This window comes from Aequorivita sp. IT1282 (assembly GCF_058068205.1).
In genome coordinates, this window is sequence record NZ_JBYRHR010000001.1 from 774,362 (window position 1) to 788,042 (window position 13,681).

Sequence of the window (13,681 nt, forward strand, 5' to 3'; positions counted from 1 at the left end):
AAAGGCTTTAAATTGTTTTATATCAGTTCTACTTAATACGCAGGATTAATTTTCACTAAATGGTATGCTATGCTCAACAAATACTCTGTCAAGCTCAGAAATCAGCTTATCAAATTTGTCAACGTTAATTATTTCCAATGAGTGTAAGTGATAAAACATTGCATACTGAAATTCATAATTCAAATTCGGATTCACTTTTTCAAATCTTTTTGCTAAGTATTTATTCCTTCGTTTGAATAATTCTTGAATAAATGAATCCATTTCTTTTTTTGAAGGATCATTTTTATAAAATTCAATTCCTTCATAGTCGGTACACCTTAGAACGGTAGATGCCATTTTGAAATTAAAAACTCCAAAAGCTCCACCAAAAAGAAATATTAGTATTGCTCCGTATATTTTTTCCAAGCTTTCTATGTCGTATATTTTTAGAACTAAAAAAGAAAATATTATTAAAACAAAAAGAACAATAATTAATAAATAATGAATGGGATTAAACTTTAATGCAACGAACTCATTCGTTATATTTTCAAATGGAATAATTCGATTGCTATTTCCAAATGAACTATGCTCAGAAATCTTTAATCCATTTTCTTGAATGAGAAATATTCTTTTCTCTCCTCTATGATCTTGTTCTAATCTCAATTTTTCTTGTTATTTCCTAATTTAGATGTATATGCGCTGTAAGGTTTCTCGGCAAGAACCTCTACAAATAAGAACTGGCTTTGGAAAATCCGAAGGATTTTCCATGTAAAGATCGACCAAGCCATAGCTTATACACCATGTTGCCACAGTTTTTATTCGCTCTCTCTTTCAAAAATTATCTTTCCACGCACTTTAAAATCAGATTCGCTCAATATTCTTCCTAGTTCTATTATCTCAACAATCGAATCATTTTTATCATATTTATATTCGTTCATAAACTCAACAAATTCGTTTGGGTTTGTTCCTTGGTTTAAAGAACTGTCTATTTTTATATAGAGTTTGCCTTTGTCGTTATACTCAAACTTTGTTTTCATTCTATGATTTCCACTAAAAACCCAATTTTCAATTATTGGTCGATTTATAGAATCGTATTGAAATTCAGAGATTTTAGGTTCCGTATTTCGTTCCGCAACCATTCTCTTTTTAATGATTCCGTTTTCAAATTCTTGTGTGATAGTTCTAAAGTTAGTTTTAGTTTCAATTAGATTTTTTTCCGAATTATATTTATATGATTGAAGTGTGTCTATTTTTTCACGTTTCTCAATGATGTATTTTAATAAGCCATTTCTATCGTATATATAATTTTGTGTGTTGAGTTTGGCTGTTCCATTTCTACTTTTATCGATTGATTCGGTTTTTTCAATCCGATTTTCGTTATAGTAGTAGATGTAAAACTGAATGTTATTATAATTAATTAATCGGTTTTTCGAATCGTAACTTTTAAATGATTTTCGCTCACGATAAACAGAATCTTTTTTTGTCAAGGATTTTTCCGTTGTCCAAATCCGATAATTTTCTTTTGCCTCAAATTCTGCAATCAGTTTATCTACTTCCAAATTCCCGCAAGAAGATAAAATCAGGGTTAAAAATGTTATGGTTAGTAGTTTTTTCAAATTGTGGGCAACGGTCTCGGCTATGAGTAGTTGCGTGGGTTAGCACGGAACTTTACAAGTATACACCAAGTTGGAAATTCCGCAGGAATTTCCAAAGCAGGCGAGAACCAGCAATTACTTATAGCCATTGTTGGCAACCGTTTTTTTTATTTCTTCTTTTAGTTCAGAAGCAGATACTTTTTGCATATCAATTGCTTCTAATTTATTTTTCCCTAAAATAATTTCTTTTTTTCCAAAAGTTAGATTTCCGTTGTCATATCCGATTGCAGTTATCAAAGCTTTTTCTCCTTTGGGCAATAGGTTATATCCTTCTTCGTCTTTGGTAAAATTATATTGGTTCTCTCCATTTTCATATCCATTTAAAATCACATTTCTACCTTTTAAAATAAGGTTAATGATTTGAACTTCTTGATTTGTTTTGGCAATCAATTCTATTGGTTCAGATTTGGGGTCATTAAAAAATACATCTACATTAAACCAGCCTAAACTTGAAGTATCGTAGGAAACAAATGCTTGGTTGATGTCTTTGATTTTAGTCGTATCAATAATTTTTGTTGTATCAACTTTGGTTAATTTTTGTTTTGCAAATTCCTTGAACATATTAATACTATTATGAAAGCTTTCATTTGCATTATTTACAAGCCATTTGTGAGCATCTTTTTGAGCTTTTGTCCTTGGCCCACCATTTGGATTTGGAACTTCTTTTAAAATCCAAGAGTTGAGATAATCGGTTGAATCTTTTACCAAATGTTGTACAACCATTTCGTCAATTTCATAAAGGTTTTTGTCGAGATTATTTAGGTAGATTTCTAATATTTCATCATCACAAGCAACCCTTTCTGTAAATTCCTTTGTTGCTACTAATGTATTTTCAAATTCTAAATTGTTTTTAAATTTTTCTTCGTAGACGTTAACAATATTAGACTCAATACATCTCCAAGGTGCAATTTTACCTAAAAATGATATTGGATATGGGATAAGAGATTTGCTTGGTTCCTCAATATTTGCCCAATTAATTGTTCCATCTTCTTCTCTTTTTCCTATAAATATTTTTGAGTTTTTGTCGAGATGATTCTGGGGAATTTGGATTCTGATTTTCTTATTTTCAGATAATGAGAGTTCATTTCCATTTTTGTCAGTCGCAGATAAATAAATCATTCCTGTAGATTCCAAAATTTCATCATTGTGAATGGTTTGAAGATTTGAAAGAATGAAATCGGACATTTCAAAATTCTCTTTTATTTCGATAGTTACATTTGAAATAATGTTGCCGTTATTGTCAACAAAAGAATTTGGTGAAATGATTAATATAGTTCCATTTTTGGCTAGAATTGTATTGTTCTCTGTCGTATTCAATTCAAAACGTTCCATTGGAATTGAAATGGTTTTCAAGGAATCTATAAATTCAGTCGGAAATAGTCCGAACTCTGAATTCATTTTTTTTTCTTGATTGCAAGAAACTAATACTATTACAAAAGTTAAAATTATTAATGTCTGTTTCATTTTTCTCAAATGGTTGCCAACATGTATATATACGCCAATTCACTCCGCGCTTTTCCACATCAATTAATCTCAAATATAGAAAAAGAAAACAATAATCAAATAATAGGAAGGTTTAAAGCGGCGACGTATAAAAACCATTTTAAACCCAACAAAATATTTCCCATAAAAAAACCCTCCATCAAGGAGGGTTTTAAAATTATATATAGTGGGTCTCGCCTGCGCTCGACCAGACAGTGGGGTTAGTTATTCCCTAAAATTAGGGGCATTCCGCTGTCGCCTGAACCAATTACGATTACTTTAGAATTGGGTGATTTTGATAGCTCTAACGTTGCATCAATACCTTTATCCTGTAGCACTTTATCTGTAAGAGACGCGCTCAAAATAGCATTCGCATCTGCTTTACCTTGGGCTTCAATTCGCACTTTCTGCGCTTCTTTAGTAGCTTTTTCCAATCGGAATTCATATTCCAATGATTCCTGCTCTTGGCGGAGTTTGCGTTCGATAGCGTCCTTAATGGCTGCCGGCAATGTTACATCGCGAACCAATATTTCATTCAACTGAATATATTGTTTGTCCAAGATTTTTTTCGTTTCCTCAAAAATCTCTGTTTGTATAGCATCACGCTTAGTAGAATAAAGTTGTTCTGGCGTATAACGCCCAACAACGCTTCTTGCGGCACTACGTATTGCGGGTTGAATAACACGCTGTAAATAGTTTTCACCTTTCTCTTGGTGAAGTTTTGCAACATCAGTCGCAATTGGCTGATACCAAGCAGAGGCATCAAGCTTTATTTCAAGTCCGTTAGAAGATAGCACTTGCATCTTCTCGCTTAGTTCCTGTTGACGTACTTCGTAAACTGTAACTCTGTTCCAAGGAGCGATAATATGAAAACCTTCGCCTAGTGGTGGTTCGTCAGTTACCACACCGTTGCCAAAAGTTTCATAAAGCACTCCGGCGTGTCCAGAGCTAATAGTTACAGAAGATTTTGCTACTAAAATAATCAGCAAAATAACTCCTACGATTACGGGTATTGTGAGTTTGGGTAATTTTTCCATTGTATACTTTTTCTATTAATTAATTATTAGATGAGTCCGTTATATTTTCTGATAAACCATTCTGCAGCGAGGGCAAGAACGATAAGCAAGAGGAGATATTTCCAATCCAGCAAAGGTACTACTTTTTGTTCGCTTCTTTCAACGTTTTGGTAGTTAGTATTTGTAACTAATGCATTAATTAATGAATCGCTTTGTGTTGAAAAATAAGCTATTCCGTCTGTATTTTTTGCAAGTCTGCGAAGCTTCGATACATCGGCGTTAAGGAATTGTTGTTCCACATTAAATTCCAAAATAGTGAAATTACCACTGCTTGAAACAGCTTCATTTAAAACTGAAACCGTGTAATTATATTCCCCTGCCGGAAGATTGTTTAAGTCTACTTCGTAATAATTGTTTCGCAAAAGCATAGGAAAAACTGTTTGCTTATCGGTTTCCGTATTTTTTACTGTAATGTTTAGCGAAGCGCGATTGTCGAAAACATAATTTTTGTCGAAATACTGGGCGGAAATTTTTATTGGATTGTTATTGTAATAGAATGTTTCCGAAGAAACCTCCAGCCTACTTCGGCGTTTATTTGAAGCTAAATACTGAACAAGATTTCCTATAAAATCGTCGAAACTTTGGAAGCTTTCTGTTTCCAGAAAACTACGGGCTCGCCATCGCCAAAAGCCTTCACCATCCCAGATTGCGTCTCGTTTGCCGTTTATTTCCATGGTAGCAAGCAGCGGATTGCCATTCGCAATGCCACTTACGGTCTGTTCCAGCATAATTTCGTTGGGAACAGTAATAGTCAAGGCGCCAAATTCCGTATGCAGTGGCGGGAAATTATTAAAACCAATATCTTCTACCGCAAAAGTGCCGTAATTACTATTCAATTCAGCTTGAATATCGTCGCTTTGATTGGAAGCTTCTTTGTTGAAATTATCTTGTGCCCCGTTCACAAAATACCAATCTGTATGCAATCCTGAAATTATCCAAGTGTTTTTATTGGCCTTTTCGATTTCTGCAAAAACCGAAGCAAAACTTCTGTCGGGCTGATACAGAATTACAAGTTGAAAATCGTTTAAAAGGCTGGCAGCTTCCGCAGGACTTTTAAAAGTAATGGTGCGTCGTTCGTTTGTGATTATCGCTTTTTTAAGGGCGCCCAAATCTGGGTGGCTAATTTTGCTAACTACCAACACATTTGTTGCCTGATCTATTACTTCAACGGCGAACTGCTTACTATTGTTTGTTTTGTTTTTTTCATCCGCGAGCGGAAGTATTTGCGCGGTATACTTTTGAAGTCCGACGGAATTTGCCGAAAGCGTAAAATTTAAAGTTTTTGAAGATTCATTTTCAGAAAATGAAACATTTGTTCGGTAAACAGTTGCTGCACCTTGAGTAACGACAAATTCAGAGTTTACGGGGTTTGTGCCGCTATAATTTAAAATAACTTCAACAGGAAATTGGTTTTTTAGAAAAGCGTACCTATTGGTGTTTAACTGCTCAATTTTTAGGTCGGTGTATTTTATTGAATCCCCCAGAATTACTGGGTAGATTTCATTTTTGAAATTTGCTGAAGAAAATTCGTAATCTGAGCCAAGGGTTTGGTTACCATCGGTAATTAAAATTGTTGGCGCAGTTTGACTTTTGAAAAGTTCGTTTACGGAAGAAAGCGCTTTGGAAATATTGGTGTTCTTTTCATTAAAAGGAAGGGAATCGCTTTCGCGGAAATCACTTCCGAAGGAATAATATGAAACATCAAATTTATCGTTTAGCTCACTATTCGCTTTTAGTTTTTGAAGTAATTGGGAAACATTTTCTGTTTCGTTCAACTCCCCTATTGAGGCTGAATTGTCAATTAAAACAGGCAGTTTCGGCTTTTCAATGGTATAAGTTTCGCTTTTAAATTTTGGATTGATAAGTAAAAGCAGAATAGAAAATATCGTTACAAATCGCAATCCACCCAAAATCCATTGTAGAGAGCCTTTTTGTTTAGACCTATAGCCATACATAAAAACCGCCAGAGCAGCTGATAGTACTCCGGCGAGAATTACATAAAGAATGGTTTCTGTAGTCAATTATAAGGTTATGATTTGTGGTTGGTTTAGGTTGCAGGTTTAATTCAGTACAATTTCACATTACTGCATACTGTTACTGAACACTGATCACTGAACACTTTTTAAGTATGCATTCCTCCATCAACGTGCAACACTTGCCCTGTAACATAAGCAGATAAATCGCTAGCAAGGAAAACACAAGCGTTTGCAATATCTTCGGGAGTTCCGCCGCGTTTTAACGGAATACCGTCACGCCAGCTTTGTACAGTATCTTGGTCTAGTTTACCTGTCATTTCAGTTTCGATAAATCCGGGTGCAATTACGTTGCAACGAATGTTTCGTGAGCCTAATTCTAAAGCCACCGATTTTGAAAAACCAATAATACCAGCCTTTGAAGCTGCATAATTGGTTTGTCCTGCGTTGCCTGTTACGCCCACAATAGAACTCATATTAATTATTGAGCCTTTGCGTTGCTTAAGCATGGTACGCTGCACTGCCTTGGTCATATTGAAAACCGACTTGAGGTTTACCTCTATTACTTTGTCGAAATCGTCTTCGGAAATACGCATCAACAGATTGTCTTTAGTTATTCCGGCGTTGTTTACGAGAATATCAATACTTCCGAAGTCTTTCATAACTTCCTCCGCTAATTTTTGTGATTCGTCAAAAGAAGCTGCGTCACTTTTATATGCTTTTGCTTTTACGCCTGTTTTTGAAACTTCGTCCGCCAAAGCGTTTGCAGCTTCCGCCGAAGAGCTATATGTAAAAGCTACATTAGCGCCGTGTTGTGCAAATATTTCAACAATTCCTTTTCCTATTCCGCGGCTTCCGCCGGTGATGATTGCTGTTTTTCCTTCTAATAATTTCATATTAAAGTCAATTTTTTAATTGGTCAAATTTAAATACCTACAAGGTACCCCGCAAAAAAGCGGGGGACACCTTGCAGGAAAACCGCAAAAAAGGCGGCGATTCAAATATAACAAAAGGTTGCGGGTTCTCCATAAAAAAAGCCCTGTGAATTTCACAGAGCTTTTTTTGTATATTAGTTAAGGCTTATCCCAATATTTCTTTTACTTTCTTTCCAATTTCAGCTGGAGATTCAACAACGTGAATACCGCACTCGCGCATTACTTTTTTCTTTGCTTGTGCTGTGTCTTCGCTTCCGCCAACAATTGCGCCAGCGTGACCCATTGTACGGCCTGCAGGTGCAGTTTCACCAGCGATAAAACCAATTACTGGTTTTTTGATACCGCTATTTTTGTACCAGTTAGCAGCATCAATTTCTAATTGACCACCAATTTCGCCAATCATAACTACAGCTTCACTTTCTGGATCCATAATCAACATTTCTAATGCTTCTTTTGTTGAAGTTCCAATAATTGGATCTCCACCAATACCAATTGCAGTAGTAATACCAAGACCTTGTTTTACAACTTGATCTGCTGCTTCATAAGTAAGTGTTCCAGATTTTGAAACAATCCCTACAGTTCCTTTTTTGAAAACGAAACCTGGCATAATACCAACCTTAGCTTCACCCGGAGTAATAACTCCTGGACAGTTAGGGCCAATAAGACGGCAATCTCTGTCTTTTATATAATCCGAAGCGATAATCATATCCTTTACTGGAATACCTTCGGTAATTGTGATAATTACTTTTATACCTGCGTCTGCAGCTTCCATGATTGCGTCTGCAGCAAATGCTGGTGGCACAAAAATAATACTGGTATCTGCGCCTGTTTCTTTCACTGCTTCAGAAACCGTGTTGAAAACGGGTCTGTCAAGATGTTTTTGTCCACCTTTTCCGGGAGTAACCCCTCCTACTACATTAGTTCCGTACTCAATCATTTGTTCGGCGTGAAAAGTACCTTCACTTCCTGTGAAGCCTTGAACAATTATTTTTGAATTTTTATTTACTAAAACGCTCATTTTTAAGTATTTTCTATTGATTATTTATATTTATTATTCAAAAGGAATGCAATTATTTTTTCTTTAGAATTGCCGCAAAGATACAGCTTTTGACAAGGGTTTTAAAAGATATTACACTTTAACTCTGTGATAGCTTTCGTTTGTATCGTCATTATCAGTAACCGGCTGGCTAACTTGATAACCTCTGTAGATTTTATCGTCTTTAACTTCCCAGATTGCAATAAAATGGGCTATACCCAATTCTTCATCTTCATTTTCCATTGTGCGGATATAGTATTTATACCGAACAGTAACATTGTTATCATCTTCAAGGATATGGCTTATCTCAACTCTTAAATCATTGTAGTTGCGACGCACTTCATCAAAGAATTTTACAATATCATCATAATACATAATGTTAAGACCATTAGCACTATTCCAGATAAGAACCAATTCAGGATGGAAAAAACGCTCCAATACTGTTTCGTCTCTTAAAATATCAGACCTGTAAAAGTCTCTAACTACTTCTTTTGCTGTTCTACTCATGATAATTTATCCAATTTTTCTATAATTTCTGGAATAAGCTTGATTGAAGCTATTTCCTTGTATTTTTTTCTAAATTCATCTGCGGGCGATCCGAAATAAGACTTATGCCCAAGAAGTGATTTGCTCACCCCGCTTTGTGCCGAAATAACAGCTTTTTCACCGATGGTGATACCGCTGGTTATTCCCACTTGTCCCCAAATAGTTACAAAATCTTCAATAATTACGCAGCCTGCAATACCTACTTGTGAAGCAATTAAGCATCTTTTGCCGATTACGGTATCGTGCCCAACTTGAACTTGATTATCTAACTTTGAACCTTCTTTAATAGTAGTTGAAGCTGTTACGCCTTTATCTATAGTGCATAGCGCTCCAAGATCAACATTGTCTTCTATAACAACATTGCCACCACTTAAAAGTTTATCAAATTTTTCAGGGCGATTTTTATAGTAAAAAGCGTCGCCACCCAAAACGGTACCAGCGTGAATAGTTACGTTATTGCCGATTACCGTATTATCGTAAATGCAAACGTTTGAATAGATTAAACAATTCCTGCCAATTTTCACATTATTACCCACAAAAACATTGGGCTGAATAATGGTGCCTTCGCCTATTTCTGCAGACTCAGAAATTGAGCTATTAGCACTTTGAAAAGGTTTAAAGTACTGTATTAGTTTATTGAAATCGCGAAAGGGATCTTCAGAAATCAATAATGCTTTCCCCACGGGGCAATCAACTTTTTTATTGATAAGTATTACGGTTGCTTGCGACTCTAGCGCTTTATCGTAATATTTAGGATGGTCAACAAACACAATATCTCCCGGCTGAACAACGTGTATTTCGTTCATCCCGAAAATAGGGAAACTAGGCTCCCCAACGTAATCGGATCCGATTATGACAGCTATATTTTCAAGAGTCTGGGGAGTTGAGAATTTCAAAATGAATGTTTAATGTTTATTGAATACTGAATAATTTAAAATAGTAACTTACCGAAAACGGCTAAGCAATTACTATTCTTTCATACGTTCCTGATACTGACCTTTTTCGGTGTCAATTCTAATTTTATCCCCTTCATTGATGAAAAGAGGAACATTAATCTCTGCTCCAGTTTCAACAATTGCGGGCTTTGTAGCGTTTGTAGCTGTGTTTCCTTTTACGCCTGGTTCAGTTGAAGTAACTTCCAAAACAACGTGAGCCGGCATTTCAACAGAAAGTGGCGCATTGTCTTCAGTATTGATAAGTACGGTTACTACTTCACCTTCTTTCATCAATTCAGGAGTGTCAAGAATATCCTTCATTAGCTGAATTTGAGCATAATCCTCAGTATTCATAAAATGATACATTTCGCCTTCATTGTATAAATATTGAAATTTGTGAGTTTCTACACGGACATCGTCAATTTTATGCCCCGCTGAAAAAGTATTGTCCAGAGTTTTACCCGTGGTTACGCTTTTCATTTTGGTACGTACAAATGCAGGTCCCTTCCCAGGTTTTACGTGAAGGAATTCAGTAATTTTATAAATGTCGTTGTTATAGCGGATACAAAGTCCTTTTCTAATATCTGATGATGTTGCCATAGTATTGCCCGCAGGCGGGTATATGTTAAAAGTTATCTGTTAATTGTTTTTCAATCAACCATTAAAAATTTAAACTTAATTTGAATTGAAATAGCCTTTCATAATTCCTCTTTTGGAATTTTTGATAAACTGAAGGATTTCATCGCGTTCCGGAGTAGCTTCCATTTCAGCCTCAATGATTTCCGTTGCTTGTGTGGTATTGTAATTTTTTTGATACAGTAATCTGTAAATATTCTGTACCTCGCTAATTTTAAGTGAAGTAAAACCTCTTCTTCTTAGGCCAATAGAGTTAATTCCAACATAGCTAAGCGGCTCGCGAGCGGCCTTTACAAATGGAGGAACGTCTTTTCTTACCAAGGAACCTCCAGTAACGAACGCGTGATTTCCAATCATACAAAATTGGTGTACAGCGGTCATCCCTGCCAAAATTACGTAGTCACCAACGGTTACGTGTCCAGCCAGCGTACTGTTATTGCTAAAGATGCAATTATCGCCAACTATACAATCGTGGGCAATATGGCAATAAGCCATAATCCAACAATTTTTTCCAATAACGGTTTTTCCACGGTCAACGGTTCCTCGATTTATAGTTACATATTCTCGAATGGTTGTTCCGTCGCCAATTTCGGCTGTGGTGTCTTCATCTTTAAATTTCAGATCCTGCGGAATTGCAGAAATCACGGCTCCCGGAAAAATATTACAATTTTTACCGATGCGAGCACCTTCCATGATGGTTACATTGCTGCCTATCCAAGTTCCTTCTCCAATAACAACATTGTTGTGAATGGTTGTAAAAGGCTCAATCACAACATTTTTAGCTATTTTAGCGCCCGGATGGACGTATGCAAGTGGTTGGTTCATTTCTCTTGTTTATTGTTTCTAATAGGTAAATGATTTTGCGTAATCAGCTTATATTTTTATACTGATCTTAACACGCAAGCTATTGAATTATAAGTTTTTTGTTTTTACCATCTGGGCCATCAATTCGGCTTCTGTTACCAGTTTACCGTTTGCATATGCATTACCGCTCATATGAACGATTCCGCGACGGATGGGTGACATTAATTCCAGTTTAAAAATAAGGGTATCCCCTGGATTTACTTGTTGCTTGAACTTAACGTTGTTTATTTTCATAAAGTACGTCAAGTAATTTTCAGGATCGGGAACGGTACTCAATGCAAGAATACCACCTGTTTGCGCCATTGCTTCAACTATTAAAACGCCGGGCATTACTGGTGCTCCAGGAAAATGACCAACGAAAAACGGTTCGTTCATCGTAACGTTTTTAAGTCCTACGACACTATTTTCAGTCATTTCCATAATCTTGTCTACCAACAAAAACGGAGGCCTATGCGGAAGCATTGCCATTATCTGATTTACATCTTTAACTGGCGGTTTATTAATATCGAAAGTGGGAATGTTATTCCGCGCTTCCATTTTAATAATCTTCGACAGTTTTTTAGCAAACTGGGTATTTACGAAATGTCCTGGTTTGTTCGCAATTACTTTTCCGCGAATGCGTGTTCCCACCAAAGCCAAATCGCCAATTACGTCCAAAAGCTTATGCCTTGCGGCTTCGTTTGGATAATGAAGCGTTAAATTATCTAAAATTCCATTTGGTTTAACTGAAATAGAATCTTTTCCGAAAGCTGTGCTAAGCTTTTCCATTGTGCTTTGGGAAAGTTCTTTATCTACGTAAACTATAGCGTTATTTAAATCACCGCCTTTTATTAGGCCATGCTCCAATAACATTTCAATTTCATGAAGAAAGCTAAAGGTTCTCGCGTTTGCAATTTCATCTTTAAAATCTGAAATATGTTTTAGCGAAGCATTCTGAGTGCCTAAAACCTTGGTGCCGAAGTCGACCATAGTAGTAACTTGGTATTCATCTGAAGGCATTACTATTATTTCACTTCCAGTTTCTTCGTCTAAATACGAAATAACTTCTTTTACAACATATTCTACTCTATCTGCATTTTGCGTAACTAGACCAGCAGTTTCTATGGCTTCAACAAAAAACTTTGAAGAGCCATCCATTATTGGTGGTTCGGAAGCATTGAGCTCCATTATACAATTATCTACTTCGAGACCTACTAATGCTGCGAGCACGTGTTCAGAAGTTTGTATTTTAACTCCTTGTTTTTCTAGGTTTGTACCGCGTTGGGTATTTACCACATAGTTGGCGTCTGCCTCAATTACTGGGCTTCCTTCTAAATCGATTCTCACAAATTTATATCCGTGATTTTCTGGGGCTGGCTTGAAGGTTATTGTAACCTCTTTGCCCGTATGCAAGCCTACTCCTGTAAGGGAAATTTCCTTACCAATGGTGCGCTGTTTTACCAAACATTCATTCATTATCTAGCTTTTTTTCAACTACATTGAACCTTTCCATTATTTTGGGCAGGTTTTTAAAATATACATAACTTTTATTAAAATCACTATAACTTAAAGCGGGGGAACCTTGAAGTGTTTCATTGTCTTTCACGCTTCTTCCTATTCCACTTTGTGCTTGTATTTTTACATTATCGCCAATTACAATATGACCAGCAATCCCTACTTGTCCGCCAATCATACAGTTTTTTCCAATTTTAGTTGAACCAGCAACTCCTGTTTGCGCAGCAATAACTGTGTTTTCACCAATTATAACATTATGGGCAATCTGAATTTGATTATCCAATTTCACACCTCTTTTTATTACAGTTGAGCCCAAAGTAGCACGATCTATAGTAGTGCCTGGACCTACATCTACATTATCTTCAATAATTACATTACCAATTTGCGGTACTTTATTATACTCACCTCTTTCATTAGGCGTAAAACCAAAACCATCGGCGCCAATTACAACACCGCTGTTTATAACACAAGATTTTCCAATTATTGTTTCGGAATATATTTTGGCTCCAGTAAAAAGAATGGTATCGTCGCCAATAGTAACATTATCGCCTATATAAACGCTTGGATAAATCTTCACATTATCGCCAATTATTACATTTTCGCCTATATATGAAAAAGCGCCTAAATACATATTTTCACCGTACTTGGCACTTTCAGAAACAAAAACCGGTTGTTCAATTCCAGTTTTATTCATTTTTACTTGATTGTAATATTCCAAGAGTTGTGAAAACGCGTTATACGCATTATCTACTCGTATTAAAGTAGTTTCAAAATCGTGCTCTGCGACAAAATCCTTATTAACAATGGTAATTGAAGCCTGAGTGGAATATATGTATGGGGTATATTTAGGGTTGGACAAAAATGTTAGTGTCCCTTTACTGCCCTCTTCTATTTTTGCAAGTTGTGAAACCTCTGCGCCTTCATCGCCATCTACGGTGCCATTCAGGATTCCTGCTATTTGGGCTGCTGTAAATATCATTGAGCGGTTTGGTTTATAATAACTGATGGACATATTAATTGCGACCGCAAAATAGTGTTTTTAAAATGAATTAATTTTGGGTCGTTAATTT

Annotated in this window: 13 protein-coding genes; all 13 read right to left on the minus strand. The window is 36.0% G+C overall.

The genetic code is table 11. The features are described from left to right. Positions 1–45 precede the first annotated feature (45 nt). The 13 genes from AC3RVG_RS03535 to lpxD all read right to left on the minus strand — a co-directional run bounded on the left by AC3RVG_RS03535 (position 46) and on the right by lpxD (position 13,590). The gene (locus AC3RVG_RS03535; protein WP_489690053.1) at positions 46–642 is read right to left on the minus strand and encodes a hypothetical protein; all 597 of its coding nucleotides are present in this window, start codon (positions 640–642) and stop codon (positions 46–48) included. Between the two features lie 152 nt (positions 643–794). After that, entirely contained in the window at positions 795–1,538 is a 744-nt protein-coding gene (locus AC3RVG_RS03540) for a hypothetical protein (RefSeq protein ID WP_489690054.1), read from the minus strand. 171 nt (positions 1,539–1,709) lie between these two features. After that, positions 1,710–3,098, minus strand: a complete 1,389-nt coding sequence (locus tag AC3RVG_RS03545; RefSeq protein ID WP_489690055.1) for a hypothetical protein — start codon at positions 3,096–3,098, stop codon at positions 1,710–1,712. Between the two features lie 239 nt (positions 3,099–3,337). After that, entirely contained in the window at positions 3,338–4,153 is an 816-nt protein-coding gene (locus tag AC3RVG_RS03550; protein WP_489690056.1) for a prohibitin family protein, read from the minus strand. A 26-nt stretch (positions 4,154–4,179) separates the two neighbouring features. Further along, positions 4,180–6,213, minus strand: coding sequence for a vWA domain-containing protein (locus AC3RVG_RS03555; protein ID WP_489690057.1), 2,034 nt, complete (start codon positions 6,211–6,213; stop codon positions 4,180–4,182). Positions 6,214–6,314: 101 nt separating this feature from the next. Then, positions 6,315–7,061, minus strand: coding sequence for a 3-oxoacyl-[acyl-carrier-protein] reductase (gene fabG, locus AC3RVG_RS03560; RefSeq protein WP_489690058.1), 747 nt, complete (start codon positions 7,059–7,061; stop codon positions 6,315–6,317). A 184-nt stretch (positions 7,062–7,245) separates the two neighbouring features. Then, positions 7,246–8,118 carry a succinate--CoA ligase subunit alpha gene (sucD, locus tag AC3RVG_RS03565; RefSeq protein WP_489690059.1) on the minus strand — a complete coding sequence of 291 codons (873 nt, stop codon included), beginning with the start codon at positions 8,116–8,118 and terminating at the stop codon, positions 7,246–7,248. Between the two features lie 111 nt (positions 8,119–8,229). Then, positions 8,230–8,643, minus strand: a complete 414-nt coding sequence (locus tag AC3RVG_RS03570; protein ID WP_489690060.1) for a nuclear transport factor 2 family protein — start codon at positions 8,641–8,643, stop codon at positions 8,230–8,232. Then, on the minus strand, positions 8,640–9,578 hold the full coding sequence (locus tag AC3RVG_RS03575) for a UDP-3-O-(3-hydroxymyristoyl)glucosamine N-acyltransferase (protein ID WP_489690061.1): 939 nt from the start codon (positions 9,576–9,578) through the stop codon (positions 8,640–8,642). The genes AC3RVG_RS03570 and AC3RVG_RS03575 overlap by 4 nt, the downstream gene beginning before the upstream one ends. Before the next feature lie 72 nt (positions 9,579–9,650). Further along, positions 9,651–10,217 (minus strand): elongation factor P, encoded by a 567-nt coding sequence (efp, locus tag AC3RVG_RS03580; protein WP_489690062.1) that lies wholly within the window; start codon positions 10,215–10,217, stop codon positions 9,651–9,653. Between the two features lie 75 nt (positions 10,218–10,292). Next, positions 10,293–11,078, minus strand: a complete 786-nt coding sequence (lpxA, locus tag AC3RVG_RS03585) for an acyl-ACP--UDP-N-acetylglucosamine O-acyltransferase (RefSeq protein ID WP_489690063.1) — start codon at positions 11,076–11,078, stop codon at positions 10,293–10,295. A gap of 87 nt (positions 11,079–11,165) precedes the next feature. Continuing rightward, positions 11,166–12,572 (minus strand): bifunctional UDP-3-O-[3-hydroxymyristoyl] N-acetylglucosamine deacetylase/3-hydroxyacyl-ACP dehydratase, encoded by a 1,407-nt coding sequence (locus AC3RVG_RS03590; protein WP_489690064.1) that lies wholly within the window; start codon positions 12,570–12,572, stop codon positions 11,166–11,168. Further along, positions 12,565–13,590, minus strand: a complete 1,026-nt coding sequence (gene lpxD / locus AC3RVG_RS03595) for a UDP-3-O-(3-hydroxymyristoyl)glucosamine N-acyltransferase (protein ID WP_489690065.1) — start codon at positions 13,588–13,590, stop codon at positions 12,565–12,567. The genes AC3RVG_RS03590 and lpxD overlap by 8 nt, the downstream gene beginning before the upstream one ends. Positions 13,591–13,681 lie beyond the last annotated feature (91 nt).

Excerpts from the sequence above, each read along its gene's own strand:
- AC3RVG_RS03545 (WP_489690055.1), bottom strand. The coding sequence starts at position 3,098 with ATGAAACAGACATTAATAATTTTAACTTTTGTAATAGTATTAGTTTCT.
- AC3RVG_RS03590 (WP_489690064.1), bottom strand. The coding sequence starts at position 12,572 with ATGAATGAATGTTTGGTAAAACAGCGCACCATTGGTAAGGAAATTTCC.
- AC3RVG_RS03570 (WP_489690060.1), bottom strand. The coding sequence starts at position 8,643 with ATGAGTAGAACAGCAAAAGAAGTAGTTAGAGACTTTTACAGGTCTGAT.
- lpxA (WP_489690063.1), bottom strand. The coding sequence starts at position 11,078 with ATGAACCAACCACTTGCATACGTCCATCCGGGCGCTAAAATAGCTAAA.
- fabG (WP_489690058.1), bottom strand. The coding sequence starts at position 7,061 with ATGAAATTATTAGAAGGAAAAACAGCAATCATCACCGGCGGAAGCCGC.
- lpxD (WP_489690065.1), bottom strand. The coding sequence starts at position 13,590 with ATGATATTTACAGCAGCCCAAATAGCAGGAATCCTGAATGGCACCGTA.
- efp (WP_489690062.1), bottom strand. The coding sequence starts at position 10,217 with ATGGCAACATCATCAGATATTAGAAAAGGACTTTGTATCCGCTATAAC.
- sucD (WP_489690059.1), bottom strand. The coding sequence starts at position 8,118 with ATGAGCGTTTTAGTAAATAAAAATTCAAAAATAATTGTTCAAGGCTTC.
- AC3RVG_RS03550 (WP_489690056.1), bottom strand. The coding sequence starts at position 4,153 with ATGGAAAAATTACCCAAACTCACAATACCCGTAATCGTAGGAGTTATT.